Raw genomic sequence first — 25,206 nt, 5'->3', positions numbered from 1 at the left:
TTTGGGCGGTTCCGAGGGTGATCTGCAAATTCTCAAGCGCAAAACAGGTTAGTGACAACCTACTAACAGGTGAGACACGTACGGAATTCACACAATCACTTACTGAATGGAGGTATGAGGCTCACCCTGCGTGTTCGAGCCAGCGAGAACAAGAATGGCGCACCGCACCCCCCGCGGTGCGTCCGCAGATAAAGTCGGCGCATGGCCTACGGTTCTGCCCACAAGATCCCGGAATCCGTGCTCGTCGTGATCCACACCGACGACCGCCGGGTGCTGCTGCTGGAGCGCGCTGACAGGCCGGGCTTCTGGCAAAGCGTGACCGGCTCCAAGGACCGCATCGACGAACCTCTGCAGGAGACCGCGGTGCGCGAAGTGGGCGAAGAAACCGGCATCGTCATCGGTTCGGCCGCCGTGCCGCTGGCGGGCCTGCGCGACTGGCAGCTCAGCAACATCTACGAGATCTACCCCGTGTGGCGGCACCGCTATGCCCCGGGCGTGACGCACAACACGGAGCACGTGTTCGGCTTGCAGGTGCCCGCGGGAACGCCGGTCACGCTGGCGCCGCGCGAGCATCTGCGCTACCAATGGCTGGATTGGCGCGAGGCGGCCGACCAGTGCTTCTCGCCCTCGAACGCCGAGGCCATTCTTCAACTGCCCCGCTTCACATGACACGAGGCGCGAGTCAGGTCACGATGCATCCGAGCCATGTCTTGCGCGTGGCCACCTACAACATTCACAAGGGTGTGCGCGGTCTTGGGCCGCGCAAGCGATTGGAGATCCACAACATCGGTCTTGGCATCGAGGCACTCGACGCGGATCTGGTGTTCTTGCAAGAAGTACGCAATTTCAACCATGGCGAGGCACGGCGTTTTCCGGATACGCACTTCGGCTGGCCGCGCGTGCCGCAGGCCACGCACCTCGCGCCAGAGGGCTACGACGTGGCGTACCGCACCAATGCCATCACGAACGGCGGCGAGCACGGCAATGCGCTGCTCTCGCGCTGGCCGCTCCATGAAGACATCGGCCATCACGACGTTTCGGACCACCGTTTCGAGCAGCGCGGCCTGCTGCACGTGGTGGTGCACTGGAACGACACACGCGTGCATGCCATCGTGGCGCACCTCGGCTTGATGCATTCGAGCCGCGTGCGGCAGGTCGACCGCATTGCCGCGTTCATCGCGTCGAAAATCCCGCGCGACGAACTCGTGGTGCTGGCCGGCGACTTCAACGACTGGGGCGCAAAGCTCGATGCACCCATGCGCGCGATGGGCCTCGCGCGCGCCGAACATGCGGGCAGCCCGCCGCAGCGCACGTTCCCCTCGCGCGTGCCGGTGTTTTCGCTCGACCGCATCTACACGCGTGGCCTTCGCTGCACCGGCACCGAGGTGCCGCGCGGCGCGGCCTGGGCGCGCATGTCGGATCACCTGCCGCTGGTGGCCGAACTCGAGCTGGCCTGATGAAGCCCCCACGCCGCGACACTGGCGAGCCTCAACTGATGCGCGTCGTGCCGCGTGCCGTCTACACCGGTGGCAACGTGGCGGCGCTCTTGTCCGGCGGCGATGCCTTGTTCCCGGCCATGGTGCGCGCCATCGAGCGCGCGCGCCACGAGATCTGGCTGGCCACCTACATCTACGACAACCACGGCCGGGTCGAGGCGGTGACGCAGGCGCTGGTCGATGCCGCGCGGCGCGGCGTGCAGGTCAAGGTGGTGGTCGACGGCTTCGGCTCGCGCGGCTGCCTCGATGCCGTGCGCGGCCAGCTCGAAGAGGCGGGTGTGTTGCTGGCGGTGTTCAGGCCGCTGCATCGCTGGTGGAGCTGGCTCCAGCCGAGCCAGCTGCGCCGGCTGCACCAGAAGCTGTGCGTGGTCGACGGCGAGGTGGCGTTCATCGGTGGCGTCAATCTCATCGACGACCGCTACGACCAGATCCATGGCTGGAGCGAGCAGCCGCGGCTCGACTACGCCGTCGAATTGCTGGGCCCGGTGGTCAAGCCGATCGAGCAGGCCACGAGCGCGCTGTGGGCCCGGGCCCGCGCCGGCCGCCAGTTCGGCAAGGAGATGGCTGCGCTCGCGCGGAGTGCCGAACCCGTGGCGCGCGCGCGCCGCATGCTGAAGCGCCTTCGCATGCCCAAGGGCGCCCGGATTGCGGGCGAGCTGAGCGGACTGCAGCCGCTGCGAGTGGCCTTCGTGATGCGCGACAACCTGCGCCAACGCCGAGCCATCGAGCGCAGCTACATCGATGCCATTCGCAACGCACAGCACCGCGTCGATCTGATCTCCCCGTACTTCTACCCCGATCGTGCCTTCATGCGCGTGCTGCGCGCCGCGGCCAAGCGCGGGGTGCAGGTGCGCCTGCTGCTGCAAGGGAAGATCGACTACCGCATCGCCGCGATGGCCGCGCGCGCGCTCTACGACGACCTGCTCAGCCACGGCGTACGCGTGTTCGAGTACACGCCCGCCTTTCTGCACGCCAAGATCGGCGTGGTCGATGACGACTGGGCGACGGTGGGTAGCTCCAACATCGACCCGCTTTCGTTGTTGCTCAATCTCGAAGCCAACGTCGTGATCCGCGACCCTCAGTTCACGCGTTCGGTGACCGAGCAGTTCGACAAGGCGGTCGAAGCTTCGCTCGAGATCGACCCGGCGCAAGCGCGACACCGCTCGCTGCAGGGTGTGCTGCGGCGCGGTTTGGTGGCCTGGTGTGCCCATGTCTACCTGCGCGTGGCGGGGATCACTGGCCGCTACTAGGTGCCACGGCTCGCGGCTGAGGCCGGCGGCCCGCTTCTGCCGCGTCTTTCAGTGTCACCGCTTGAAACCCACGCGCGCAGTGCGTGGGTTTCCGGATGTCGATGCGCGTGATCGACGCATTGACGACACTGCACGAACCCTCACGACACAGCCATAGACATCTCTCATGACGTCACCCTACGACTGCGACCTTTTCGTCATCGGCGCCGGCAGTGGCGGCGTACGTGCCAGCCGCATGGCGGCGCAGCGCGGCGCGCGCGTGGTGGTCGCGGAGTGCGGCCCGCTGGGCGGCACCTGCGTCAACCTGGGCTGCATCCCCAAGAAGCTCTACAGCTACGCGGCGCAGTACGGCGAGTTGTTCGAGCAGTCGCACGGCTATGGCTGGCAAGGCGAGGCACGGGTGTTCGACTGGGCCACGCTGAAGCAGCGCCGCGCCGCCGAGATCGCCCGGCTCAACGGCATCTACCTCGGCCTGCTCGAAGGAGCGGGGGTTCAGATCCTGCGGGGCCGCGCGCGTTTGATCGATGACCACGTTGTCGAGGTCGACTGCGAAGGCGGGGCGCAGCGCCTGAGTGCGAGACACATCCTGCTTGCCACCGGTGGCGCGCCGGTGGCGCCGACAGGGCCGGGTGCCGAATGGGCATTGACGTCAGACGACATGTTCGACCTGGAGCCGTTCCCCAAGCGGCTGGTGGTGGTGGGTGGCGGCTACATCGCCTGCGAGTTCGCTTCGATCTTCCAGGGCCTGGGCGCTCAGGTGACGCAGGTGCACCGTGGCGAGCAACTGCTACGCGGTTTCGACACCGAAATGGCCGGCTTTCTGGCGGCCGAGATGCGCAAGAAGGGCGTGGCGGTGCAACTGCAGACCACCATCGCCGCCGTCGAGCGCGTGGGCGCAGTTCAGCGGGTGCGCTTGAGCGACGGCAGCGTGGTCGAGGCCGATGCGGTGCTTCACGCCACCGGCCGCCACGCACGCACCGCCGGCTTGGGCCTCGATGCGCTGGGCATCCGGCTGAACAAGGACGGCACGGTTGCGGCCGACGAGCACCTGCAGACCAGCCAGGCATCGGTGTACGCGCTGGGTGACCTGATTGGCCGCAAGGCCCTCACGCCGGTGGCGCTGGCCGAGGCGATGCACTTGGTCGATCAACTGTTCGGCCCGGCGGCGGGCAAGGCCCCCCGGCAAGCCATCGACTACGGCCTCGTGCCCACGGCCATCTTCACGCACCCGAATGTGGGCACGGTCGGCCTCAGCGAACAGGCGGCGGTCGAACGCCACGGCCGGGTGCGCGTTTACCGAACCGAGTTCAAGGCGCTGCGCCACACGCTGTCTGGCAGCGACGAGCGCACGCTGATGAAACTGCTGGTCGACGATGCGAGCGACCGCGTGGTCGGCCTCCACATGGTGGGCGATGAAGCGGGCGAGGTGGTGCAGGGATTTGCGGTGGCGCTGCAGGGCGGCCTCACCAAGGCGGTGTTCGGCCGCACGCTGGGCATCCACCCGACGGGGGCCGAAGAATTCGTCACCCTGCGCGAAGTGCTGCGCGTGGCCGGTGCTTGAGCGCGCTTTCGACGCGCACTCTGGGATTCAGCGGGCGAACCATTCGGTCCAGTAGTCGAGGCAGGCGCGGATTTTCGGCAGCCGCAGCCGGCCGCTCGCGGTGACGGCATGGATGGGCGTGGGCTGCGATTCCACGAAGCCCGCCAGCACCGGGGCCAGCAGCCCCTGGCGCACCAGCGGGCCAGCCGCGACGGTCGCCAAGCGCCCGATCCCCAGCCCTTGCACCACCATGTTGGCCGCGAGGCCGGAGTCGTTGGCTCGCCAGTGGCCCTGGGCGTCGAAGCGGACTTTCTGGCCATCGACGATGAAGGGCCAGTGGTTGAGGTGCGCCGCGCTGCTGTTGGCCACGAGACGATGGTGGCGCAGATCGTCCGGATGCGCGGGTGTGCCGGCACGTTCCAGATAGGCCGGCGCGGCGTACAACGCGCGGTCGTGCACGCCGATCTGCCGCGCGACCACGGTGTCGGGCAGGGTGGGCGCGGAGCGGATCGCGATGTCGATGCGGTCGCGCACGACGTCGGCAAACCGGTCGCTGACGTCGAGTTCGACCTGCACCTTGGGGTGCCGCTCGCCCAGCCCGACAAGGCTGGGCAGCAACTGGTACTGCGCCATCACCGTGCTGGCGGCCACGCGCACCACGCCGCTCGGCTCGCGCGTGCTGGTAGCGAACTCGCCTTCGAGTTCATCCAGCGTGGCGGTGATGCGCAGGCAGTACTCGAGAAAGGTGCTGCCTTCGGCCGTGAGCGAGAGGCCGTGGGTAGAGCGATGGATGAGCCGCGCGCCGGCGCTCTTCTCGATGCGTGCGAGCGTGCGCGAGACCTGGCTCACCGGTACGTCGCGCTCGCGGGCGACGGCCGACAAGGTGCCCAGCGCGGCAACGCGGGCGAAGAGCAACAGTTCATCAAATGAGAGGTCGTGCATGCAGCGATGCTAGGGCCTCGCCTTTGCAGTGACTGCAAGGCGCATTTGCGGCAGCCGGTGTTTCGCACAGCGCTGCGGCTGCCTAAAGTGCTCCCGAAGCGTGTGACACGCACGCACGAGGAGCCTTGATGGACACGCAATCGCCCACCCCTGCCACCGACCCGCGTTCGCGCCTGGAGTCTTTGCACGCCCTGGCCGAGGCGAGGTGTGTCGCGACGCTGCGCGCGGAGCAACTGCGCAACGAGGCCATCGACAACGCCTGGCAGGCCCTGCGGCGCCTGTCGAGACGCGCAAGCCGCCCCGATCACGTGACCCGCACGCACTCAGTCTGGTGGGTGCGCGCCTGGCAGGGCTGACACTCGGCCGCGAAGCCTGCGGCCGCGGGAGGTGCCGCTCGCGGCACCCGGGGGATCGGTAGACTCGCCAATTGCGCCGGCGGTGGAGGCCGGCGCGGCCCCATACCAACAACCCCAGGCTGCGAGCAATGACCCCGAACGCCCCGAAGCAATTCACAGGCAACACCCCCGACGTCGTCGTCATCGGTGGAGGCCCCGGTGGCTCCACGATGGCGGCCCTGCTGGCCGAGAAGGGCCACGACGTCGTGATGTTCGAAAAGGCACAGCACCCGCGTTTTCACATTGGTGAATCGCTCTTGCCGATGAACATGCCCTTGTTCGACCGGCTCGGCGTGCGCGCAGAGGTGGAGCGCATCGGCATCAACAAGCTCGGTGCGGAGTTCGTCTCGCCCTGGCACGACCACACCAGCCGCTTTCAGTTCGCGGAGGCGATGGACAAGTCGTTCCCGTATGCCGTTCACGTGCGGCGCTCCGAGTTCGACGAACTGCTGTTTCGCAATGCCGCCAAGCAAGGGGCGCGTACCTTCGAGGGCCATCGCGTGCGCAGCGTCGATCTCGACGCGGGCAAGACCGGCGACGGCCGCTCCATCATCAAGGTGACCGGCGACGACGGCAGCGAAACCACCTGGCGGCCGCGCTTCGTGGTCGACGCCAGCGGGCGCGACACCCTGCTGTCCAACCAGTTCGACGTGAAGCGCAAGAACCCCCGGCACGCGAGTGCCGCGCTCTTCGGCCACTTCGCCAACGCCAAGCGCACGCCGGGCAAGTGGGAAGGCAGCATCACGCTCTTCTGGTTCGACCATGGCTGGTTCTGGTTCATCCCGCTGCTCGACGGCACCACCAGCGTCGGCGCGGTCGCGCACCCGGGTTACTTCAAGGAGCACCGCAAGGGCGCGAGCCTCGACGACTTCTTGATGCAGACCATTGCGCTCGCCCCCAAGCTCGCCGAGCGCCTGAAGGACGCGACCCTGCTCGAGCCGGCCACCACCACCGGCAACTACGCCTACGACTCCAAGTTCTGCCGCGGAGATCGCTTCGTGATGGTGGGCGACGCGTTCGCGTTCGTCGACCCGATGTTCTCGTCCGGCGTGTACCTCGCGATGAACAGCTCGTTCGAAAGCGCCGCAGCCATCGACCTGTGGCTCAAGGGCGAGGCCAAGGCCGCAGAGAAGCAGTTCCGCCGCTTCGAGAAGGTCATGGTGCACGGCCCGAAGATGTTCTCGTGGTTCATCTACCGCATCACCTCGCCGGCCATCCGCAACATCTTCATGAACCCGCGCAACCTGTGGCGCATGCAGGAGGCGCTGCTGTCCATCCTGGCGGGCGACCTGTTCCGCAACACGCCGGTCTGGCCGCGCCTGATGGGCTTCAAGGCCATCTACTACGCCAACTGCCTGAGCATCCTGCCCCAGGCGATCAAGTCGTGGGCCTGGCGCCGCCGCAACGTGCAAAGCGCCGCGGCCGACAAGCCCACCGGTGCCGTCTACCTGCAAGACGACAGCCCCAAGAGCCGGCAGACGGCATGACCGCCATGCCGCGCCGTCCGGGCGCGTCATGGTGCTGGCCACGGTGACGCACTGATGTCGCTCGTTGCGCTGAGCCTCGTGCTCGTGGCCGCGCTGCTGCATGCGGGCTGGAACGTGGTGGCCAAGAAGGCGGGCGGAGACAGCCGTTTCGTGCTGCTCGTGGCCCTGTTCATCGTCGTCATCTGGGCACCCGTGGGCGTATGGGCCGGCTGGGATGCCGTGCCCCGCTGGGGCTGGGCCGAGTGGGCGTTGATCGTGGCCAGCGGCGTCACCCACCTTGTGTACTTCAACGTGCTGCTGCGCGGCTACGCGGTGAGCGACTTGACCGTGGTCTACCCCGTGGCGCGCGGGACCGGCCCGCTGGTGGCGGCCTTCGGCGCGCTGGCGCTGCTGGGCGAAACGATGAGCGCCGTCGGCGTGGCTGGCGTGCTCGCTGTCACCGCCGGCGTGTTTCTCATCGCCGGTGGGCCGGGCCTGTGGGCCAAGGCGCATGACCCCGCACAACGCCAGCGCGTGCGCGCCGGCCTCGCTTACGGCGCGGCCACCGGCCTGCTGATCTCGGCCTACACGCTGATCGACGGCTACGCCGTCAAGGTGTGGCTGATCTCGCCCGTGCTGATCGACTACTTCGGCAACTTCGCGCGCATCCCCTTCATGCTGCCTGCGGCCCTGCGCGATCGCGCCGCCTTCATGCATGCCGCGCGCGCGCAGTGGAAGCACGCTCTGCTGATCGCGGCCGTCAGCCCGCTGGCCTACGTGATGGTCCTGTATGCCGTGCGCCTGGCGCCACTCTCGCACGTCGCCCCCGCGCGCGAGGTGTCGATGCTCTTCGCCGCCCTGCTCGGTGGCAAGCTGCTGGGCGAGGGCGACCGCGGCCTGCGCATCGCCGGCGCCGTGTGCATCGGGCTCGGCGTGGCCGGCCTGGCGCTGGGGTGACGTGGTGCTGCTCGCAGGCATCGACTTCACCAGCCGGCCGACGCGGCGCAAGCCCGTCACGGTGGCGATCGGTGAACGGCAGCAAGGGGTGGTGAAGCTCACGCGCATCGATCTGCACGAGAGCTTCGATGGTCTGGCTGACTGGTTGCAAACGCCGGGCCCCTGGCTGGCGGCCTGCGATTTCCCGTTTGGCCTGCCGCGCGAGCTCGTGCGGGCGCTGGGGTGGCCCACTGAGTGGCTGCCGCTGATGCGCCATTACACAGCGCTCTCGCGCGAGGAGATCCGCGACACCTTCGCCGCGTTCTGTGCCGCCCGCCCGGTGGGCGGCAAATTCGCGCACCGGGCGTGCGATGGGCCGGCGGGGTCGTCGCCGTCGATGAAATGGGTCAACCCGCCGGTGGCCTTCATGATGCATGCGGGGGTGCCCTTGCTGCTCGATGCCGGCGTGTCTCTGCCGGGCTTGCATCCGAGTGACCCGCAGCGCGTGGCGGTCGAGGGCTATCCGGGCCTGCTCGCACGCGAACTGATCGGCCGGCGTTCGTACAAGAGTGACGACAAGTCCCTGCACACGCCCGAACGCCTGATCGCCCGCAAGGACATGCTCGACGCCTTGGAGCAAGGCCGCACCCGGCTCGGCCTGCGCCTGCGGCTGAGTCACGCGCAGCGCGACGCGCTGGCGGCCGATGCCTCCGGCGACGCGCTCGATGCCGTGCTGTGTCTCATGCAGGCGGCCTGGGCGTGCGGCCAGCCGGCGCACGGCCTGCCGAGCGACGCCGACCCGCTCGAGGGCTGGATCGTGACCGCCGAGCGCCCGTCGCCGCCTTGATTCAGCTCTGAACTGCCTCTGATACCGTAGCTGTATGTACGGTTTCCACATCCTGATGCTGGCCGGTGGCCTGCTGGTGTTCTTCACCCTGGTGGCGGGTGTGCTGTCGGCGCGCGTGGGCTTGCCGTTCCTGCTGGTGTTCCTCGTGGCGGGCATGCTGGTCGGTGTCGACGGCCCTGGAGGCGTGCGCTTCGACAACTCGGTGCTGTCGGCCTGGGTGGGCAACGCGGCGCTCGCGGTGATCCTGCTCGAAGGTGGCATCAGCACGCCGATGAAGACCTTCCGTGCCGGCCTGAGGCCCGCGCTGGCGCTGGCGACCGTGGGGGTGTTCCTCACTGCCGCGGTGGTCGGTGCGGTGGCGATGTGGGTGATGAATGTCGATTGGCGCTATGGCCTGCTGCTCGGTGCCATCGTGGGGTCGACCGATGCCGCCGCGGTGTTCTCGTTGCTGCGCCAGAGCGGCGTGAGCCTGAAGCAGCGGCTCTCGGCCACGCTGGAGATGGAGTCGGGGCTCAACGACCCGATGGCCGTGTTTCTGGTGCTGGCCATGATCGCGGTGATCCAGTCGAACGCCGGCCCGGCCGAGGTTCTGCTCATGGGAGCGCAGCAGGTCGGCGTGGGCCTGGTCTGCGGGCTCTTGAGTGGGGTGGTGGTCTCGTGGTTGCTGCGGCGGATCACACGCAAGCTGGCGGTGACGGCGGCGCACAGCGGCATGTTGTCGATGGTGATCGTGTCGGGCGGTGTGGCGGTGTTCGCCGCGGCGAGCCTGATCGGCGGGTCGGGGTTCCTGGCGGTGTATCTGTTCGGCTTGATCCTGCGCGATCGCGCCGGCGAGGCGGCGCATGCGGCCTCATCGGCGCTCGATGGGTTTGCATGGGCGGGGCAGGCGGTCATGTTCTTGCTGCTGGGGGTGCTGGTCTCGCCCAGCCACCTGCTCGATGCCCTCTGGCCGACGCTCGTCTTGGCCTGCACGCTGATGCTGGTGGCGCGGCCGCTGGCGGTGGCGCTGTGCCTGCTGCCGATGCGTTTCTCGGTGCGTGAATCCATGTTCGTCGGCTGGGTGGGCTTGCGCGGGGCGGTGCCGATCGTGCTCGCGCTGTTCCCGCTGATGGCGCGGCTGCCCGACAGCTATCACTTCTTCAACGTGGCCTTTGCGGTGGTGCTGGCCTCGCTGCTGTTGCAGGGTACGTCATTGACCTGGGCGGCACGCATGCTCGGAGTGGCGCAGCCACCGCAGGAGCCTGCGCCAGGGCAGGGGCCTGTGGCGGGGCGACTGATGCTCGATGCCTCGCTGCCGCTTGCCGAGGTGCTGGCGTTCTTCAAGCTGCCGGTGCCGAACAACGCGCCGCCCTCCTTGTGTGACTGGATGACCGAGACGCTCGCGCGCGGCCACGAGGTGGGCGATGGGTTTACCTGGCACGGTGCGCATTTCGAGATCGGCGAACTGCGCGACGATCGCATCACCCGGGTGCGCGTGGCGCTGCTCCCCCCGCCTGCACAGGAGGGGCCGGCGGCATGATCTTCAAGAAGGGGCGGCTCCTGCGTGCGGCCAATGCGGCGCGGCTGGCCACCTACGTCATCGCCATGTGGAAGCTGCTCAGGCACCCGCAGACGCCACGCAGCGCGAAGCTGGTCGCCTTGCTGGTGCTTGGATACGTGCTGAGCCCGATCGACCTGATCCCGGACTTCATCCCCATCCTCGGCCAGCTCGACGACCTGTTGATCATCCCCCTGGGCGTGGCGCTGGTGAGCCGCCTCACGCCCAAGCCGCTGTGGGAATCGCAGTTGCGTGAAGCCGAGGTCTCCAAGGAGAAGCTGCCGAAGGTGTGGTGGGGCGTGGCGATCTTCGTGCTGATGTGGCTCTTGCTGCTGGCGCTGTTCATCGCCTGGCTGGTGTGGCTGGTTTCGTCATGAAAGTGCTGCTCGCAGCGGTGTGGCTGCTGTCGGCCGGCAGTGCCTTGGCCGCCGGGGGCACGGTCACCCGCGTGACCGATGGCGACACCGTGTGGGTGAAGCCCGAGGCGGGTGGCAAGCCCATCAAGCTGCGCCTGCAGGGCATCGACGCCCCCGAGCGTTGCCAGGCGTGGGGCGCGCAGGCGACGGCTGCGTTGACGTCGCGCGTGCTCCACCAGCGGGTCGAGGTGCAGACGCGGGCCTACGACGACTACAAGCGCGCCATCGGCAGCCTGCACCTGGAGGGCGAAGACATCGCCGCGTGGATGGTGCGCGAGGGCCACGCCTGGAGCTACCACTACCGCAAGAGCCTCGGCCCGTATGCCGCCGAAGAGAAAGAGGCGATGGCTGCACGGCGCGGCTTGTTTGCCGAGCCGGCGGTCGAGCCGCGTGTGTTCCGCAAGGCGCACGGGCCTTGCAACCCGTGAGGCGCTACTTGCGCATCAGGGTGCTCTTGCCGAACAGGCTTTCGATCAGGTCCACCGCCAGCTCGGCCGTGGCGTTGCGCACGTCGAGCGCGGGGTTGAGCTCCATCACGTCGAGCGACGCGAGGCGGCCGGTGTCGGCAATCATCTCCATGCACAACTGAGCTTCGCGGTAGGTGGGGCCGCCCATGACCGTGGTGCCCACGCCCGGGGCGATGGGTGGGTCGAGGAAGTCGACATCGAAGCTCACGTGCAGGTGGGTGTTGGCGTCCAGCGTGGCGAGCGCGAGCTCCATGGTGTGGCGCATGCCCATCTCGTCGATGTAGCGCATGTCGAAGACCTCGAGGTCCATCTCGTGCACGAAGCGCTTCTCGCCTTCGTCGACGCTGCGAATGCCGATCTGGCGAACCCACTTCGGGCTGATCGCGGGCACGTGGCCGCCGATCTCGATCAGCTCCTGCGGGCCGCTGCCGCACAGGCAGGCCACCGGCATGCCGTGGATGTTGCCGCTGGGCGTGAGCACGTTGGTGTTGAAGTCGGCATGCGCGTCGAGCCACAGGATGCGCAGCTTCTTCTTGCGATCGCGGCAATGGCGCGCCACGGCGCTGATCGACCCGAGCCCCAGGCAATGATCACCACCCAGAAGGATGGGCAGGCGGTCTTGCGACAGCTCAGCGTATACCGCGTCGTGCACGAGTCGGTTCCAGGCGACGACTTCGGGCAGGTGGCGATAACCGTCGAGCGGCGGCTGCCACGGGTTGGCCGGGCCGCTCAGGTTGCCGCGGTCGATCACCTCCAGCCCGTGGCTGGCCAGAACCGGGACGATATTGGCCACACGCAAGGCCTCGGGCCCCATGCTGGAGCCGCGTGTGCCTGCGCCGATGTCGGTCGGCGCCCCGATGATGCTGACGGCGTGGGTGGCGGCAGTGCTCATGGCGCGGGCCCTTTCGGTGGGGACAGACCTCAGTCGATGGCGCCCATGTCGCCCAGGTCGGCGCGCGGAAAGCCGAGGCCGTACTCGGCTTCGAGGGCCTGCCAGGCTTCATCGGCGGTCTCGACAAAGCGAAAGAGTTGCAGATCGACGGCGCTGATCATGCCGGTGTCGACCAGCACGTCGAAGTTGATCAGCTTGGTCCAGAACTCGCGCCCGAACAGCAGGATCGGGCGGCGGCGGCACTTGCCCGTCTGCATGAGGGTGAGCACCTCGAACATCTCGTCGAGCGTGCCGAAGCCGCCGGGGAAGCACAGCAATGCGATCGACCGCATCAGGAAGTGCATCTTGCGCAAGCCGAAGTAGTGGAACTGGAAGCACAGCTCCGGCGTGATGTACGGGTTGGGCGCTTGCTCGTGCGGCAGCACGATGTTCAGGCCGATGCTGCGGCCGCCCACCTCGTGCGCGCCGCGGTTGCCCGCTTCCATGATGCCGGGCCCGCCCCCGGTGACGACGTAAAGCGGCGTGGAGAGCTGGGCCGAACGCTGCGTCACCAGGGCCGCGAAGCGGCGCGCTTCTTCGTAGAAGCGCGACATGCGCATGTGGTTCTCCGCGATGCGGATGGCTGTCTCGTTGTTGGCCGACTTGGCGTCGTCCAGCATGCGTTGCGCCACGTCAGTCGACACGATGCGCGCGCTGCCGAAGATCACGATGGTCGATTCAATGCCGAGTTCGGCCTGAATCAACTCGGGTTTGAGCAGTTCGAGCTGCATGCGCACCGGGCGCAGTTCATCGCGCAACAGGAACTTGTTGTCGGTGAACGCGAGGTGATAGGCGCTCTCGGGGCCGTCGTAGAGCGACGGGGTGGGGCCCTGGGCTTCGGCCTCTTTCTTGGCCGGCGGGAAATTTCGTGCGGTGAGGTCGGTGCGCTTGTCCATGAGGCGCAGCTTACCGCTTGTTCCTGTCGATTGTTCAGCCCTTGGTGGCTGCGCACACAGGGCAATCCGGGCTGCGCACGATGCGGATCTGCGTCCACTCCATCGAGCGTGCGTCGAGCATCTGCAGCCGCCCCGCGAGCGAGCTGCCGATGCCCGCCAGCAGCTTGAGCGCTTCGGCGGCCTGCACGCTGCCGACGATGCCCACCAACGGTGCAAACACGCCCATCGTGGCGCAGCGTGCTTCCTCGAATGCAGCATCAGGCGGGAACAGGCAGGCGTAGCAGGGCGAATCGTCTGCGCGTGTGTCATAGACCGAGATCTGCGCATCGAAGCCGATGGCGGCGCCCGACACCAGCGGCTTGCGGTGGTGCACGCAGGCGGCGTTCACGGCATGGCGCGTGGTGAAGTTGTCGCAGCAGTCGATCACCACATCGGCCTCGGCCACGAGCGCACGCAGCCGCGCGGCATCGACACGCTCCTGGAGCGCCACGACCTCAACCTCGGGGTTGATCTCGCGGATCGACTGCGCAGCCGACGCCGCCTTGGGTTGCCCGACGCGCGACATGTCGTGCGCAATCTGCCGCTGCAGGTTGGTGAGGTCCACCACGTCGTTGTCGACGATCGTGATGCGGCCGACGCCGGCCGTGCCCAGGTACAGCGCCACGGGCGAACCCAAGCCACCGGCACCGATCACCAGAGCGTGCGACGCGAGCAGGCGCTGCTGGCCTTCGATGCCGAGTTCGTCGAGGAGGATGTGGCGCGAGTAGCGCAGCAGCTGGTTGTCGTTCATCCGAGTCGTTCAAATGCAAACGCCCGTGGGACACACGGGCGTTGCGCAGGCTGCGGGTGCGGCGATCAGTTCGCCGAAGGCGTGTCGGGCTTGCGCTCGACCGCGCTCTTGGAAACCATCACCGGCTTGCCTTTCAGGCGATTGAGCGCCTGGGCGAGCTGGAAGTCCTCGGCGCTGCCGAACTCGGGCAGTGGCTTGGGCGCGGCGGTGTTCTTGGCCAGTTCGGCTTCGAGCTTCTTGCGCGCTTCTTCGCGTGCCTTCTCACGGGCCGGGTCCTTCTCTTCACCGCCCTGGCCGCTGGCCAGATGCTTGTCGAGATCGGCTTCGCGCATGCGCAGCGCGGCGAAGACATTGCCTTCGGCGGTTTCGTCGAGCATCACGTCGGGCACGATGCCCTTGGCCTGGATCGAGCGTCCGCTCGGCGTGTAGTAGCGCGCCGTGGTGATCTTGATGGCCGCGCTCGGGCAGGCATCGAGGCGCACACGCTCGTTCAGGCAGATGGCGCTTTGCACCGAACCCTTGCCGAAGGTCTGTGCGCCCATGATGATGGCGCGTTGATGGTCTTGCAGGGCACCGGCGACGATCTCGCTGGCCGAGGCCGAGCCTTCGTTCACCAGCACGATCATCGGCACCTTCTTAACCGCTTCGGGCAGCTTGCGCAGCGGATCGGGGCCGTTGTCGCGCATGTAGTCGAAGGGGCGGGCCTTGGATTCGGCCTTTTGCGTCTGGCCCTTGATCGAGACGACCAGCGAGTCCTTGGGCAGGAAGGCGGCCGAGATGGCAATGGAGGCCTCGAGCGCGCCGCCCGGGTCGTTGCGCAGGTCGAGCACCAGGCCCTTCAGGTTGGGGTCCTGCTTGTAGAACTCTTCGAGCTTGGTCGCGAAGTCTTGAACGGTGCGCTCCTGGAACTGGCTCACGCGCAGCCAGGCGTAGCCGGGCTCGATCATCTTGGAGCGCACGCTCTGCGTGCGGATCTCCTCGCGCACGATCGTCACCGGGAAGCTGCGGCTCTCGCTCTTGCGGAAGATGGTCAGCTCGACCTTGGTGTTGCGCTCGCCACGCATGCGCTTGACCGCCTGGTCGAGCGACAGGCCCTTGACGGCGGTGTCGTCGATCTTGGTGATGAGGTCGCCGCTCTTGATGCCGGCGCGGAAGGCGGGCGAGCCTTCGATCGGGGTCTGCACCTTGACCAGGCCGTCTTCCATGCCGATCTCGATGCCCACGCCGACAAACTTGCCGGTGATGCCTTCGCTGAACTCGCGCACGCCCTTCTTGTCGAAGTACTGCGAATGCGGGTCGAGGCCGCTCACCATGCCGCCGATGGCGTCGGTGATGAGCTTCTTCTCGTCGACCGGATCGACGTAGGTGCTCTTGATTACGTCGAAGACCTTGGCGAGTTGCTGCAGCTCTTCGAGTGGCAAGGGCGTGACCGGGTTGCTGGCCGTGGCCTGCAACTGCATGGTCGCGAGGGCACCAGCGACGGCTCCCAAGGAGACCCAGCCGGCAACTTTGAGTTTGGCGCCCATATACGTCCTGCTTCCTGCCTGATACGGAGATTTCACGCTATTCCAGTATAAAACTGCGACCCCGCTTGGAGGGCCGCGTGGGGCTTTAGTTTCAAGCCTTTTTCAGCACAAGTTCAAAGCCTGAAAGCCCGGCTTACCCTGTCGTGGCACTCGGGATTGCGTTGTTGTCGTGCGCCAGCTCGAAGCGCCCGCGACCGGACCGCTTGGCCTGATAGAGCGCCGCATCGGCGCGCTGCATGAGCGTGGCCACGCTGTCTTGCCCGTTGGCCGCAAGAGCAACACCCACGCTTGCACCGATATGGACCGTCTTGTGGTCGATCTTGAAAGGCGCGCACAGGGTCTCGACGATCTTGCGCGCGACCACCGAGGCGTCCTCGGCCTTCTTGATCGCCGGCAGGACGACCGCAAATTCATCCCCGCCGAGCCGGCCCAGGATGTCGGAGGGGCGCAGCACCCGCTTGAGGCGGCCCGCAACGGCCGTGAGCAGGGCGTCGCCCGCGGCATGGCCGTGCTGATCGTTCACCGGCTTGAAGCCGTCCAGGTCGATGCACAGCAGCGCAAGGGTGTGCTGGTTCTGCCGTGCGTGCTCGACGGCCAGGTGGATGCGCTGGTCGAACCCGGCGCGGTTCAGCATGCCGGTCAGCGCGTCGGTCTGTGACGCATCGAGCAGCTTGAGTTGCTCCAGGCGGTGCGTGGTGATGTCTTGCGACAAGGCCACGAAACCGGCGACCTCGCCCGCGGCGTTGAGGAACGGCACGTACGTCGTCTCGTAGAACCTGGAGCCTGCGCGACCGCCCAGCTCGGCTTCGAACATGGTGCGGTGGCCGGCGAGCGCGGCTTCGATGTGCAGTTGGCGGCGGGCGTATTCGCGCTCTCCGATCACGCTGGCCACGCTCTGGCCCACGAGGCTTTCCTTGGGCCGCTTCACCCAGCGGTCGAACGCATCGTTGGTGAAAAGATAGCGCTGATCGCGATCGACCACCGCCACCATGGCGGGCAGTGTCGAAGCGACCACGTTGAGGATCGAGTCGCTGCGTTGCAGCTCCATGCGGGCTTGCAGGTCGAAAGTGATGTCGCGCATCACCGCCGAGAACGCCTCGACTCGGTTCTGAGCGTCGCGGTGGACGATGAGCATCTCGCTCACCGGGATCTCATGGCCATCGCCCCCGAGCACCGCGGTCTCGCCGACCCACACGCCGCTCTCCAGCGCGGCCGGGATGATCACGTCGCGCACCTGGGCCATGCGGCTTTCCGGCGTCAGGTGCTCGAAGTGCAGGGTGTCGATCGCGTCGCCATGCTTGAGCATCAGCCGCGCCCGGCCGGCCGGGTTGAGGTACAGCAGGCGGCCGTCGGGGGCGATCTGGGCCACCACGTCGGTGCTTTGTTCCGAGATGGCCGTGAGCATGCGCTGGGCGCGTTGCTCCTGGATGCGGTCGGTCACGTCTTCGAGCGAGCCGACCACGCCGACCAGGCGACCGTCCACATGAAGCGGCGCGGTGCGCACCGACATCACGGCTTCTTCGCCGGTGCCGGCGTGGCGGATGCGCAGGGCGTTCTTGAGCGGCCGGCCGGCGCGCACGGACTTGCGCCATGCCTCCAGCAGGTCGCCCTGGCCATCGGGCCGGACGATCTCGTTCCAGCCCCAGGCCATGCGCTCTCGGGTGAGGCCGGTCTTCTGGAAGTAGGCGTCGTTGGCGTAGGTGGTTTCGCCGTTCAGATCGGTACGGAAGATGCCCAGCGGGAACGCATCGCTCAGCGCGGCGAACTCGGCGCGCCCCTGGCGTGCGGCGCGCTGGCTGCGAGCGAGCAGAACCGAGTAGATGATGGCGAAAATCGTCATCGCCAGCAGGCCCATGTAGAGCACCTGGCGGCGCGCATGGAAGGTGGCGAGTGCCTCGTTGACGCCTTGCGACACCAGCACCGTCACCGGGTAGTCGCCCAGGCGTTCGTAGCTGACGATCCGGTCGGTGCCGTCGGTCTGCGCGCCGTCGTAGGCGAACATGCCCTGGGGCGCGCTCGCCGGTCGAAGAACACCCGGGCCGCGCTTGCGCAGGTCGAGCCCCATCAGCCGCTCGATGTGCGGCGTGCGCATGATGGCCACGCCATCGCTGCGGGTGAGCGTGATGGCACCGGCGGCGGTGTCGCGCAGGCCGTCTTGCAAGGCGCTCAAGCTCGCCACGTCGACCCAGGCCACGGCGCCCGCCACTTGGCCGACAGGCCGCGCGAACTGCCGCGTGATCGGCCAGCGCCATGGCTGGTCGGGTGCGCTGCGAACCGGTGTGCCGATGTGCAGCCGCCCGGGGCCGGCCCAGGTGACGGCAGGCATGGCAGTCAGCCAGGCGTGTTGCGGTGGCGCACCGATCGCCTTGCCGTCGCCCGACGCCAGGGCCATGCGGATCAGCCGGTGCCCCGGATCGTCGAGCAGGGCGATCAGGTCCGTGAACCCGCTGTCATCTGCCAGGTTGGTATGGGGGTGAGTCTGCAGCCAGTGGTCGACCACCTGCAGCTTGCCGTCGATGCCGTGGATCAGCGCGCGCGTCTGTTGAACCGCGGCGTTGTTGATCAGGCGCAGGCTGGCCCGATTGGACTCTTCCATGCGCTCCTGCTGGATGCGCGAGGACACCAGCACCACCGTCCACAGCAGGGCGAGCACGGTGAGCGCCACCAGAAGCGGGCCAAGCGCCTGCACCCGATGGCGCAAGCGCCCCCGGTGGGCTGGCACCGCCTCGACCATTTACTTTCGTCCCTGGCGGGGGCTCGCTTCAGGCGGCCGGGTGCCGCCGGCCACGATGCCCGGGGTGGCGATGCACTTGAGCGTCTTGGGCGCCAAGGCGTAGGTGCTGGTGCCGTTCACGTTTTGCTCCAGCGCGGCAGAGATGATGGCCGAGCGGGCCGATTCGCAGGCCAGGGTCGAGTTGAAGGTCGCCACGACGTACGGGTTCATCCCGTAGGCCGTCACGACGAAGGCAATCAGCGAAATCACGGCCTACCTCCTGCGATGCAAAGTGAACGCAAACATGCGCGCACATTAACGGAAGCGCATTCGGTTACACGCCGGATGTGGCCGGTACTTCGGGTTCAGTTCGTGCGATTTGCCACCACCCGGGCAGAAGCCGTCGCACACGGGGCTGGGCGTAGCGGTCGTCGATCAGGCAGACAACGCCCCGGTCGTCCGGGCCCCGGATGACGCGGCCTGCGGCCTGCACCACCTTTTGCAGCCCAGGGTAGAGGTAGGCGTAGTCGTAGGCGCTGCCTGTGCCGAAATGCTCGCCCAGGCGCTGCTTGATCTGCTCGTTGACCGGGTTGAGCTGCGGCAGGCCGAGCGTGGCAATGAAGGCGCCGATCAGCCGCCGCCCCGGCAGGTCGATGCCCTCGGCGAACGAGCCGCCCAGCACGGCGAACCCGATGCCGCGGCTCTCGGGCGTGAAGCGCGCCAGGAACGCCTCGCGCTCGGCCTCGCCCATGCGGCGCGATTGCTCCCAGACCGGCACGCCCGGGGCGTGGTCGCGCACCAGGGCCAGGGCTCGTTGCAGGTAGTCGTAGCTGCTGAAGAAGGCGAGGTAGTTGCCGGGCTGTGCGGCGTACTGGCGGGCGATCAGTTCGGCCAAGGGCGCCAGCGAGGCCTCGCGGTGCTGGTAGCGGGTGGAGATGTGGTCGATCACGCGCACGCTGAGCTGCTCGGGCGAGTAGGGCGTGGGCACGTCGACCCAGGCGCTGTCGTCGGGCAGGCCCAGCGTGTCGGTGTAGTAGCGCTGCGGGGTGAGCGTGGCCGAGAACAGCGTCACCGAATGCGCTGCCTGGAGGCGCGGGCGCAGGTGCTGCGCGGGCACCACGTTGCGCAGGCACAGCAGTGCCTTGCTGCGCGGGCCGAGATGAATGTCGAACAGCGAGTTCGCATCGAACAGCTCCAGCACGCGCTGGAAGTGCAGCGCGTCGAAGTGGAACGCCAGCAACTCGGGGAGGACGGCGGTCGGGTGCTCCGCAAAGTACTCGGCGATGGCCGAGGTGGTGCGTTGCAGTGCACCGCTGAAGGCCTCGGGCACCTCGGGGTGCACGGTGTACGGCTCGGCCTGTGACTTGGCCAGGGCGTTCCAGGCCCGGTTCAGGCGGCCCAGCGGCGACTTGAGGGCCGGCGGCGCGCTGCGGCGAGCGGCCGAGAAGCCGGCGGGGTCGAGCTCGGCCGAGTACATCGCCCGGGCACGCTCGACCAGGTTGTGCGCTTCGTCGACCAGTACGCCCACGCGCCACTGGTTGGTCTGCACCAGGCCATGCAGCAACGCGCTCAGGTCGAAGTAGTAGTTGTAGTCGCCGACGACCACATCGCACCAGCGCGCGAGCTCCTGGCTCAGGTAGTAGGGGCAGACCTCATGCTGCAAGGCCAGCTCGCGCAGCGCCGCCTTGCCGAGGCGGCCGTACGCGATGGCGGCCGCGCGCGCCGCGGGCAGGCGGTCGTAGAAGCCGCGCGCCAGCGGGCACGACTCGCCGTGGCAGGCCTTGTCGGGGTGTTCGCAGGCCTTGTCGCGCGCCACCAGCTCCAGCACGCGCAGGGTCTTGCCCGAGGGGTCGATGCGCTCCGCGGCATCGAGTGCGAGTTGCCGGCCGGAGGTCTTGGCCGTCAGGAAGAAGACCTTGTCCAGCCCCTGCCCGGGCATCGCCTTGAGCATCGGGAAAAGGGTGCCCACCGTCTTGCCGATGCCGGTGGGCGCCTGCGCCATCAGGCAGCGGCCGCGGGTGGTGGCGCGGTAGACCGCCTCGGCCAACTCGCGCTGCCCGGCGCGAAAGCTCGCATGCGGAAAGCGCAGCGCCGCGAGCGCCGCGTCGCGCTGTGCCCGGTGCGTGCGTTCCTGTTCTGCCCATTGCAAGAAGCGCTCGCACTGTTGCTCGAAGTGCCGGCGCAGCGCCTCGGCACTGTGCAGCTCGCGCAGCGTGGTCTCCTTCTGGGTGGCGACGTCGAAGTAGACGAGTGCGACGTCCATCTCGGCCTGGCCGCGTTGTTCGCACAGCAGCCACGCGTAGACCTTGGCCTGCGCCCAGTGCAGCGCGCGGTGGTTGGCGGGCATCCGGGCGAGATCGCCGCGGTGCGTCTTGACCTCTTCGAGGCGGTTGCAGGCGGCGTCGTAGCCATCGGCGCGGCCGCGCACGCTCAGGCTCTTGTACGTGCCGGCCAGGGTCAGCTCGGGTTCATAGTGCTCCCCGCGCCGCCGCGAGGTGACGACGGCGTGCCCGGCCTGTCCTTCCTGGGCCGTGGGGGCAGGCGTGAAACGCAGGTCGAGGTCGCCCGCCTTGGCGGTGAACTCGCACAGCGCGCGCACGGCGACGACGTAAGGCGGGGGGGTGCTCACGGGGTAATGCAATGGCGGGGTGCCGAGCGGCATCGTACGCGGCCCGCTGATCGGGCGGCGCATCGCCTGACAGACAATGCGGCCCTGAATCATGCCGACGCCCGCCCTGCCCACACTCCAAGTGATCGACCTGGCCTGCCGCCGCGGCGATCGCATTCTGTTCAAGGGCCTGCACGTCGATGTGGCGCCGGGGCAGGTGGTGTGGCTGCGTGGTGCCAACGGGCGCGGCAAGACCAGCCTGTTGCGGCTGCTCGCCGGCTTGTCCACGCCCGAGGCGGGTGAGCTGCACTGGGGTGGCACGCCGCACCAGCGGGTGTACGTGGCGCATGCCAACGCGCTGAAGGACGACCTCACGGCCCTCGAGTCGTTGCGCTTTCTCGCCAAGCTGCATGGCCGCGACGATGGTGACGCGGCACTCCTGGCCGCCATGCAGCAGTTCGGCATCGCCCACAAGCGCCATGCCTTCGTGCGAACGCTCTCGCAGGGTCAGCGCCGCCGAGTTGCGCTCGCCCGGCTGGCGCTCGATGCGCAACCGGCGCTGTGGATCCTCGACGAGCCTTTCGACGCGCTCGACACCGAAGGCATCGCCACCCTCAATGAGTTGCTCGCCCGGCACGCCCGGCGCGGCGGCAGTGTGGTGCTGACGAGCCACCAGGCGATCACGCTGGCGCAGCCTGTGCCCGTGGTCGTGCAACTCGACGAAACAGCCGCAGCCGAAGGGGCCGCGCCATGAGCGCCTTCGTGGCCGTGCTCGCACGCGACCTGCGCCTGGCTGCGCGCCGACGTGTCGAGGCGCTGCTGCCGATCGCCTTCTTCGTCGTGGCTGCGAGTCTGTTCCCGCTGGGCGTGAGCCCGGAGCCGGCCTTGCTGCGCCAGATTGCGCCGGGTGTCGTGTGGGTGTGCGCGCTGCTCGCGGCGATGCTGTCGGTGACGCAGCTGTATGCCACCGACCACGCAGACGGTTCCCTCGAACAGATGCTGCTGAGCGGTGAATCGGCCGTCGGCCTGGCCGCGGCCAAGGCCTTGGCGCACTGGTTGTTGACCGGCCTGCCGCTCATCGTGGTGGCGCCGCTCTTCGGCCTGTTGTTCGACATGCCTGGCGACGCCATCGCCGCGCTCGTGGCCGGCCTGCTGCTGGGCACGCCCATCCTGAGTCTGCTGGGCGGTGTGGGCGCAGCGCTCACGCTCGGTCTGCGCAGCGGCGGGGTGTTGCTGATCCTGCTCATCCTGCCCTTGTGCATCCCGACGCTGATCTTCGGAACCGGCGCGGTCGGGGCGGTGATGTCGGGCATCTCGGCCGCGGGACACTATTCGTTGCTGGGTGCACTGCTCATCGTGACTACATTGCTCGCACCCTGGGCCACCGCGGCGGCCCTGCGCATCTCCACGGAATGACGACTCCCGAGACCCAATCGCCATGAACTCGCCCCTGCGCCTGTACACCTTTGCTGCGCCGTCACGCTTCTACAAGCTGGCCGGCGCGTTGACGCCCTGGTTCTGGGTGGCCGCGATAGCGCTCAGCCTGTGGGGCCTGTACATCGGCTTCTTCGTGGCACCGACCGACGCGACACAGGGCGAGGCCTACCGAATCATCTTCATCCACGTGCCTGCTGCCTGGATGTCGATGGTGCTCTACCTGGTGATGGCCTTCTGGGCCGCCATCGGCTGGGCCTTCAATGTGCGCCTGGCCTCCATGGTGGCGCGCGCCATCGCACCAACCGGGGCGATGTTCACGTTTCTGGCGCTGTGGACGGGCGCCTTCTGGGGCAAGCCGACCTGGGGCACCTGGTGGGTGTGGGATGCGCGGCTCACGTCCGAGCTGATCCTGCTGTTTCTCTACCTGGGCTACATCGCGCTCGTGGAAGCCATCGACGACACACGCCGCGCCGACAACGCCGGCGCGCTGATCGCGATCGTCGGCGCCATCAACGTACCCATCATCTACTTCTCGGTGAAGTGGTGGAACACGCTGCACCAGGGCGCCACCATCAGCGCCACCGCCGCTCCCAAGATGGCGAGCACCATGCTCACCGCCATGCTGCTGATGACGCTGGCCTTCTGGGCTTACGCGTTTGCGGTGGTGTTCACGCGTACGCGCGCGGTCATCCTCGAGCGCGAGCGGCACGCCGAGTGGGTGAAGGATCTCAAGCCCGCCGAACTCACAACACAGGAAGGCCGCGCATGAACTGGAACAGTGCTTCGGAGTTCTTCGCCATGGGGGGCTACGGCCTCTATGTGTGGGGTTCGTACGCCATGACGGCGGCCTTCATGCTCATCGAGCCGGTCTTGGCGATCCGCCGGCGCCGCCGGGCGTTGAGCGCAAACTGAATCGGCCTGGACGCTGAGGCAACAACGCTGGACGCGCTGGGCACATTGCAGCGCCCCGGGTGATCACACTGGGTCTGCGCCGATCAAGGCGCTGACCCAACCACCCGGAGATCCACATGCCCCTCGTTCCCCTGCTCGACGCCGCCGGTGCCGAGCCCGCCAGCCGCGCGCTGCTGGCCGAGATCCACGGTGCCGTCGGTGCCACCTCGTCGATGTTCAAGGCCGTCGCGCATTCGCCGGCTGCCTTGCAGAGCCTGTGGGCTTCGTTTCGCGCCCTGAACCGCGGCTTGTTGCCGCCCGCGCTGCGTGAGCAGATCGCGATCGCCGTCGCGCAGCGCAATGCCTGCGCCTACTGCTTGTCGGCGCACACGGCATTCGGCCGCAAGGCGGGGCTCGACGCCGAGGCCCTGGCAGACGCCCGGCATGGGCGGGCGCGTGATGGGCGAGCCGCCGCGGCGCTGGCCTTTGCGGGCGCGCTCGTCGAACGGCGGGGCCATGTGTCGCATGCCGACGTGCTGGCGCTGCGCGACGCCGGCTTCAGCGATGGTGAGCTGGTGGAGATCGTGGCGCTCGTCGGCCTCAATCTGTATGCCAACTGCGTGACGGTGGCCCTGCAGGTGCCGCTCGACTTTCCGCCCGTGCCGCCTCTGGGCGAGCGGGGCTGAACCGCTCAGTGCCCGGATGACTTGCCGTCGCCGCGCGACGGCGGAAAGAGCTCGTCGAAGAGATCGTCAGGCACGGTGTTCGGGCCGTCGTTCACGTCGACTCCGTTGAGCAAGTCGAAGGACGAACGCAGCCACCCGCCCGACGAGACCTCGGGCAGGTCCCTTTCCTTCTTGGGTTGTTCAACCGGTTTGGCCGGATCGACCCATTCACCCAAGGGCGCGTGATCCGAGATGCGCCACACGAGACGCTTGGGCTTGGGAGAGCCCTTGTGGCGAGACATTCGCGTTCCTTCCGAAACAGCTGGACTGAAAGCAATCGCGCGAGCGCGCGACCGACCAATCTAGGGCTTGAGAGGGGAGACGTACAGCGAATGCCCTGAGTACCGGAGCCACACAGAAGGTATTGAAAAAGTTGCAAGCGCGTGTGAGGAGCTCAGGCCCGGGCGGACCGGCGTGCGAGCGGTGCGGCGGTAGAACTTGCAGGGCGCCAAGGTGGCCGCCCGCCAGGGTGCGCGTGCCTCGACGTTGCCACCAGTTGATTCATGACGTGCCGGTGGAGGCGCAGGTGGTGGTGCTGCATGACGACTCGCATGCGCATGCGTTCGTCATATCGGCGCGGCGACGCCAATACGCCCACGCCGCGAAGCCCGTCAGCGCGGCCACGGGGAGCCCGATGCAGGCGATGGCCTCCAGCGGAACCCCAGCAAGCACGCCCGCCGTGCCGAGGCCGGCCAAACCTGCGCTGCCCAGCATGGGAACGAGGAGCGGCGCGCAACACGCCGCGCACGCGCCTATCAGTCCGGCAGCGGTCAAGGTCTTCTTCATGGTCAGTCCTTTGATGTTTACCCGAAGGGGTTCCGGAATAGAGTCACTCTAGGACCTCAAGTGACTTGAGATGCAAGGGCTGACGATGACATCCAATGAAACTGCAGCGATGGTGACAAGTTCCATCGGCGCGCTGGCCGAGCGCACGGGGCTCACGGTCCCCACGATCCGCTACTACGAGGAAATCGGGTTGATCCCGCCTGCGCAACGCAAGTCGAGCGGGCATCGCGTCTATGGCGCTGCCGCGCTGGAGGTGCTGACGTTCATCCGCAGTTGCCGTGACCACGGCTTTTCGATCGAGCAGGTTCGCGCGCTGTTGTCGCTGACGCAAGACGAAGAGCGCGATTGCGCCGAGGCGCGCGACATCGCCCAGCGCCACCTCGATGGCGTGCGCAACAAGCTGACCGAACTACGCGCGCTTGAACGCAGCCTTGCCCGCTTCGTCACGTCGTGCACAGCGGCATGTGTCGGCGGGCCCGCCCCGAAGTGCTCGATCCTGAAGGACCTTGGCCGCGCTGCCGCTGTCACGGGTGCGGCGCAATCCTGCTGCGGCGGGGCGGCGGCGAGTTAACTCAGCCGGTGGGCCGTCTCAGCGGGGTGCCGCTGGACTG

At 67.8% G+C, this 25,206-nt stretch carries 27 protein-coding genes; 17 read left to right on the top strand and 10 right to left on the bottom strand.

The annotated features are described in order from the left end of the window. Window positions 1-201: 201 nt before the first annotated feature. The 4 genes from nudB to gorA all read left to right on the top strand — a co-directional run bounded on the left by nudB (window position 202) and on the right by gorA (window position 4,307). Window positions 202-669: a dihydroneopterin triphosphate diphosphatase gene (nudB, locus tag AC1KAR_RS12860; RefSeq protein WP_480318235.1), complete on the top strand. Its 468-nt coding sequence runs from the start codon at window positions 202-204 to the stop codon at window positions 667-669. Beyond that, window positions 666-1,457 (top strand): endonuclease/exonuclease/phosphatase family protein, encoded by a 792-nt coding sequence (locus tag AC1KAR_RS12855; RefSeq protein ID WP_480318233.1) that lies wholly within the window; start codon window positions 666-668, stop codon window positions 1,455-1,457. The genes nudB and AC1KAR_RS12855 overlap by 4 nt, the downstream gene beginning before the upstream one ends. After that, window positions 1,457-2,746, top strand: a complete 1,290-nt coding sequence (gene clsB / locus AC1KAR_RS12850; protein WP_480318231.1) for a cardiolipin synthase ClsB — start codon at window positions 1,457-1,459, stop codon at window positions 2,744-2,746. Before AC1KAR_RS12855 ends, clsB begins: the two co-directional genes overlap by 1 nt. Window positions 2,747-2,912: 166 nt before the next feature. Further along, window positions 2,913-4,307 carry a glutathione-disulfide reductase gene (gene gorA / locus AC1KAR_RS12845; protein WP_480318230.1) on the top strand — a complete coding sequence of 465 codons (1,395 nt, stop codon included), beginning with the start codon at window positions 2,913-2,915 and terminating at the stop codon, window positions 4,305-4,307. 27 nt (window positions 4,308-4,334) lie between these two features. Here the strand turns inward: gorA and AC1KAR_RS12840 are convergent, their stop codons facing one another. After that, window positions 4,335-5,228 (bottom strand): LysR family transcriptional regulator, encoded by an 894-nt coding sequence (locus AC1KAR_RS12840; RefSeq protein WP_480318228.1) that lies wholly within the window; start codon window positions 5,226-5,228, stop codon window positions 4,335-4,337. A 128-nt stretch (window positions 5,229-5,356) separates the two neighbouring features. Here AC1KAR_RS12840 and AC1KAR_RS12835 point away from each other — a divergent pair, with 128 nt between their 5' ends. The 7 genes from AC1KAR_RS12835 (at window position 5,357) to AC1KAR_RS12805 (ending at window position 11,253) form a co-directional block, all read left to right on the top strand. Beyond that, window positions 5,357-5,584: a hypothetical protein gene (locus AC1KAR_RS12835; protein ID WP_480318226.1), complete on the top strand. Its 228-nt coding sequence runs from the start codon at window positions 5,357-5,359 to the stop codon at window positions 5,582-5,584. Between the two features lie 128 nt (window positions 5,585-5,712). After that, window positions 5,713-7,110, top strand: coding sequence for an NAD(P)/FAD-dependent oxidoreductase (locus AC1KAR_RS12830; protein WP_480318224.1), 1,398 nt, complete (start codon window positions 5,713-5,715; stop codon window positions 7,108-7,110). A 54-nt stretch (window positions 7,111-7,164) separates the two neighbouring features. Further along, complete coding sequence (locus AC1KAR_RS12825; RefSeq protein WP_480318222.1) at window positions 7,165-8,046, top strand: EamA family transporter; 882 nt, start codon at window positions 7,165-7,167, stop codon at window positions 8,044-8,046. Between the two features lie 4 nt (window positions 8,047-8,050). Next, window positions 8,051-8,872 (top strand): DUF429 domain-containing protein, encoded by an 822-nt coding sequence (locus AC1KAR_RS12820; RefSeq protein ID WP_480319421.1) that lies wholly within the window; start codon window positions 8,051-8,053, stop codon window positions 8,870-8,872. A 34-nt stretch (window positions 8,873-8,906) separates the two neighbouring features. Continuing rightward, window positions 8,907-10,391, top strand: a complete 1,485-nt coding sequence (locus AC1KAR_RS12815; protein WP_480318220.1) for a potassium/proton antiporter — start codon at window positions 8,907-8,909, stop codon at window positions 10,389-10,391. After that, window positions 10,388-10,786: a YkvA family protein gene (locus AC1KAR_RS12810; RefSeq protein WP_480318218.1), complete on the top strand. Its 399-nt coding sequence runs from the start codon at window positions 10,388-10,390 to the stop codon at window positions 10,784-10,786. The genes AC1KAR_RS12815 and AC1KAR_RS12810 overlap by 4 nt, the downstream gene beginning before the upstream one ends. After that, complete coding sequence (locus AC1KAR_RS12805) at window positions 10,783-11,253, top strand: thermonuclease family protein (RefSeq protein WP_480318217.1); 471 nt, start codon at window positions 10,783-10,785, stop codon at window positions 11,251-11,253. The genes AC1KAR_RS12810 and AC1KAR_RS12805 overlap by 4 nt, the downstream gene beginning before the upstream one ends. Before the next feature lie 4 nt (window positions 11,254-11,257). Here the strand turns inward: AC1KAR_RS12805 and rocF are convergent, their stop codons facing one another. The 7 genes from rocF to AC1KAR_RS12770 all read right to left on the bottom strand — a co-directional run bounded on the left by rocF (window position 11,258) and on the right by AC1KAR_RS12770 (window position 20,777). Further along, a complete protein-coding gene (gene rocF / locus AC1KAR_RS12800; protein WP_480318215.1) occupies window positions 11,258-12,184 on the bottom strand; it encodes an arginase in 927 nt (308 codons plus the stop codon). A gap of 29 nt (window positions 12,185-12,213) precedes the next feature. After that, window positions 12,214-13,119 carry an LOG family protein gene (locus AC1KAR_RS12795; RefSeq protein ID WP_480318214.1) on the bottom strand — a complete coding sequence of 302 codons (906 nt, stop codon included), beginning with the start codon at window positions 13,117-13,119 and terminating at the stop codon, window positions 12,214-12,216. Window positions 13,120-13,153: 34 nt separating this feature from the next. Further along, window positions 13,154-13,909: a HesA/MoeB/ThiF family protein gene (locus tag AC1KAR_RS12790; RefSeq protein ID WP_480318212.1), complete on the bottom strand. Its 756-nt coding sequence runs from the start codon at window positions 13,907-13,909 to the stop codon at window positions 13,154-13,156. 65 nt (window positions 13,910-13,974) lie between these two features. Next, window positions 13,975-15,435, bottom strand: coding sequence for a S41 family peptidase (locus AC1KAR_RS12785; protein ID WP_480318210.1), 1,461 nt, complete (start codon window positions 15,433-15,435; stop codon window positions 13,975-13,977). 133 nt (window positions 15,436-15,568) lie between these two features. Continuing rightward, window positions 15,569-18,169, bottom strand: a complete 2,601-nt coding sequence (locus AC1KAR_RS12780; RefSeq protein WP_480318208.1) for a diguanylate cyclase domain-containing protein — start codon at window positions 18,167-18,169, stop codon at window positions 15,569-15,571. Continuing rightward, on the bottom strand, window positions 18,170-18,418 hold the full coding sequence (locus AC1KAR_RS12775) for a hypothetical protein (RefSeq protein WP_480318206.1): 249 nt from the start codon (window positions 18,416-18,418) through the stop codon (window positions 18,170-18,172). A gap of 64 nt (window positions 18,419-18,482) precedes the next feature. After that, window positions 18,483-20,777, bottom strand: coding sequence for an ATP-dependent DNA helicase (locus tag AC1KAR_RS12770; RefSeq protein WP_480318204.1), 2,295 nt, complete (start codon window positions 20,775-20,777; stop codon window positions 18,483-18,485). Between the two features lie 91 nt (window positions 20,778-20,868). Between AC1KAR_RS12770 and ccmA the strand changes: the two genes are divergently transcribed. The 5 genes from ccmA to AC1KAR_RS12745 all read left to right on the top strand — a co-directional run bounded on the left by ccmA (window position 20,869) and on the right by AC1KAR_RS12745 (window position 23,770). Beyond that, window positions 20,869-21,510, top strand: coding sequence for a cytochrome c biogenesis heme-transporting ATPase CcmA (ccmA, locus tag AC1KAR_RS12765; RefSeq protein ID WP_480318202.1), 642 nt, complete (start codon window positions 20,869-20,871; stop codon window positions 21,508-21,510). Beyond that, the gene (ccmB, locus tag AC1KAR_RS12760; RefSeq protein ID WP_480318200.1) at window positions 21,507-22,172 is read left to right on the top strand and encodes a heme exporter protein CcmB; all 666 of its coding nucleotides are present in this window, start codon (window positions 21,507-21,509) and stop codon (window positions 22,170-22,172) included. Before ccmA ends, ccmB begins: the two co-directional genes overlap by 4 nt. A gap of 22 nt (window positions 22,173-22,194) precedes the next feature. Beyond that, the gene (gene ccmC / locus AC1KAR_RS12755) at window positions 22,195-22,962 is read left to right on the top strand and encodes a heme ABC transporter permease CcmC (RefSeq protein ID WP_480318198.1); all 768 of its coding nucleotides are present in this window, start codon (window positions 22,195-22,197) and stop codon (window positions 22,960-22,962) included. Then, window positions 22,959-23,105 carry a heme exporter protein CcmD gene (gene ccmD / locus AC1KAR_RS12750; protein ID WP_480318196.1) on the top strand — a complete coding sequence of 49 codons (147 nt, stop codon included), beginning with the start codon at window positions 22,959-22,961 and terminating at the stop codon, window positions 23,103-23,105. The genes ccmC and ccmD overlap by 4 nt, the downstream gene beginning before the upstream one ends. Before the next feature lie 116 nt (window positions 23,106-23,221). Beyond that, window positions 23,222-23,770 (top strand): carboxymuconolactone decarboxylase family protein, encoded by a 549-nt coding sequence (locus AC1KAR_RS12745; RefSeq protein WP_480318194.1) that lies wholly within the window; start codon window positions 23,222-23,224, stop codon window positions 23,768-23,770. Between the two features lie 5 nt (window positions 23,771-23,775). Here AC1KAR_RS12745 and AC1KAR_RS12740 read toward each other — a convergent pair whose 3' ends face one another. Both AC1KAR_RS12740 and AC1KAR_RS12735 read right to left on the bottom strand, forming a co-directional pair. Continuing rightward, window positions 23,776-24,051: a hypothetical protein gene (locus AC1KAR_RS12740; protein ID WP_480318192.1), complete on the bottom strand. Its 276-nt coding sequence runs from the start codon at window positions 24,049-24,051 to the stop codon at window positions 23,776-23,778. Between the two features lie 259 nt (window positions 24,052-24,310). Next, window positions 24,311-24,595 (bottom strand): hypothetical protein, encoded by a 285-nt coding sequence (locus AC1KAR_RS12735; RefSeq protein ID WP_480318190.1) that lies wholly within the window; start codon window positions 24,593-24,595, stop codon window positions 24,311-24,313. 85 nt (window positions 24,596-24,680) lie between these two features. Between AC1KAR_RS12735 and AC1KAR_RS12730 the strand changes: the two genes are divergently transcribed. Continuing rightward, entirely contained in the window at window positions 24,681-25,166 is a 486-nt protein-coding gene (locus AC1KAR_RS12730) for a MerR family transcriptional regulator (protein WP_480318188.1), read from the top strand. Window positions 25,167-25,206: the final 40 nt, after the last annotated feature.

Source organism: Piscinibacter sp. PDB1-1 (genome assembly GCF_056675995.1).
This window is presented reverse-complemented; position numbering and strand designations above follow the sequence as displayed.

Excerpts from the sequence above, each read along its gene's own strand:
- nudB (WP_480318235.1), top strand. The coding sequence starts at position 202 with ATGGCCTACGGTTCTGCCCACAAGATCCCGGAATCCGTGCTCGTCGTG.
- AC1KAR_RS12855 (WP_480318233.1), top strand. The coding sequence starts at position 666 with ATGACACGAGGCGCGAGTCAGGTCACGATGCATCCGAGCCATGTCTTG.
- clsB (WP_480318231.1), top strand. The coding sequence starts at position 1,457 with ATGAAGCCCCCACGCCGCGACACTGGCGAGCCTCAACTGATGCGCGTC.
- gorA (WP_480318230.1), top strand. The coding sequence starts at position 2,913 with ATGACGTCACCCTACGACTGCGACCTTTTCGTCATCGGCGCCGGCAGT.
- AC1KAR_RS12840 (WP_480318228.1), bottom strand. The coding sequence starts at position 5,228 with ATGCACGACCTCTCATTTGATGAACTGTTGCTCTTCGCCCGCGTTGCC.
- AC1KAR_RS12835 (WP_480318226.1), top strand. The coding sequence starts at position 5,357 with ATGGACACGCAATCGCCCACCCCTGCCACCGACCCGCGTTCGCGCCTG.
- AC1KAR_RS12830 (WP_480318224.1), top strand. The coding sequence starts at position 5,713 with ATGACCCCGAACGCCCCGAAGCAATTCACAGGCAACACCCCCGACGTC.
- AC1KAR_RS12825 (WP_480318222.1), top strand. The coding sequence starts at position 7,165 with ATGTCGCTCGTTGCGCTGAGCCTCGTGCTCGTGGCCGCGCTGCTGCAT.
- AC1KAR_RS12815 (WP_480318220.1), top strand. The coding sequence starts at position 8,907 with ATGTACGGTTTCCACATCCTGATGCTGGCCGGTGGCCTGCTGGTGTTC.
- AC1KAR_RS12810 (WP_480318218.1), top strand. The coding sequence starts at position 10,388 with ATGATCTTCAAGAAGGGGCGGCTCCTGCGTGCGGCCAATGCGGCGCGG.
- AC1KAR_RS12805 (WP_480318217.1), top strand. The coding sequence starts at position 10,783 with ATGAAAGTGCTGCTCGCAGCGGTGTGGCTGCTGTCGGCCGGCAGTGCC.
- rocF (WP_480318215.1), bottom strand. The coding sequence starts at position 12,184 with ATGAGCACTGCCGCCACCCACGCCGTCAGCATCATCGGGGCGCCGACC.
- AC1KAR_RS12795 (WP_480318214.1), bottom strand. The coding sequence starts at position 13,119 with ATGGACAAGCGCACCGACCTCACCGCACGAAATTTCCCGCCGGCCAAG.
- AC1KAR_RS12790 (WP_480318212.1), bottom strand. The coding sequence starts at position 13,909 with ATGAACGACAACCAGCTGCTGCGCTACTCGCGCCACATCCTCCTCGAC.
- AC1KAR_RS12785 (WP_480318210.1), bottom strand. The coding sequence starts at position 15,435 with ATGGGCGCCAAACTCAAAGTTGCCGGCTGGGTCTCCTTGGGAGCCGTC.
- AC1KAR_RS12780 (WP_480318208.1), bottom strand. The coding sequence starts at position 18,169 with ATGGTCGAGGCGGTGCCAGCCCACCGGGGGCGCTTGCGCCATCGGGTG.
- ccmA (WP_480318202.1), top strand. The coding sequence starts at position 20,869 with ATGCCGACGCCCGCCCTGCCCACACTCCAAGTGATCGACCTGGCCTGC.
- ccmB (WP_480318200.1), top strand. The coding sequence starts at position 21,507 with ATGAGCGCCTTCGTGGCCGTGCTCGCACGCGACCTGCGCCTGGCTGCG.
- ccmC (WP_480318198.1), top strand. The coding sequence starts at position 22,195 with ATGAACTCGCCCCTGCGCCTGTACACCTTTGCTGCGCCGTCACGCTTC.
- ccmD (WP_480318196.1), top strand. The coding sequence starts at position 22,959 with ATGAACTGGAACAGTGCTTCGGAGTTCTTCGCCATGGGGGGCTACGGC.
- AC1KAR_RS12745 (WP_480318194.1), top strand. The coding sequence starts at position 23,222 with ATGCCCCTCGTTCCCCTGCTCGACGCCGCCGGTGCCGAGCCCGCCAGC.
- AC1KAR_RS12740 (WP_480318192.1), bottom strand. The coding sequence starts at position 24,051 with ATGTCTCGCCACAAGGGCTCTCCCAAGCCCAAGCGTCTCGTGTGGCGC.
- AC1KAR_RS12735 (WP_480318190.1), bottom strand. The coding sequence starts at position 24,595 with ATGAAGAAGACCTTGACCGCTGCCGGACTGATAGGCGCGTGCGCGGCG.
- AC1KAR_RS12730 (WP_480318188.1), top strand. The coding sequence starts at position 24,681 with ATGACATCCAATGAAACTGCAGCGATGGTGACAAGTTCCATCGGCGCG.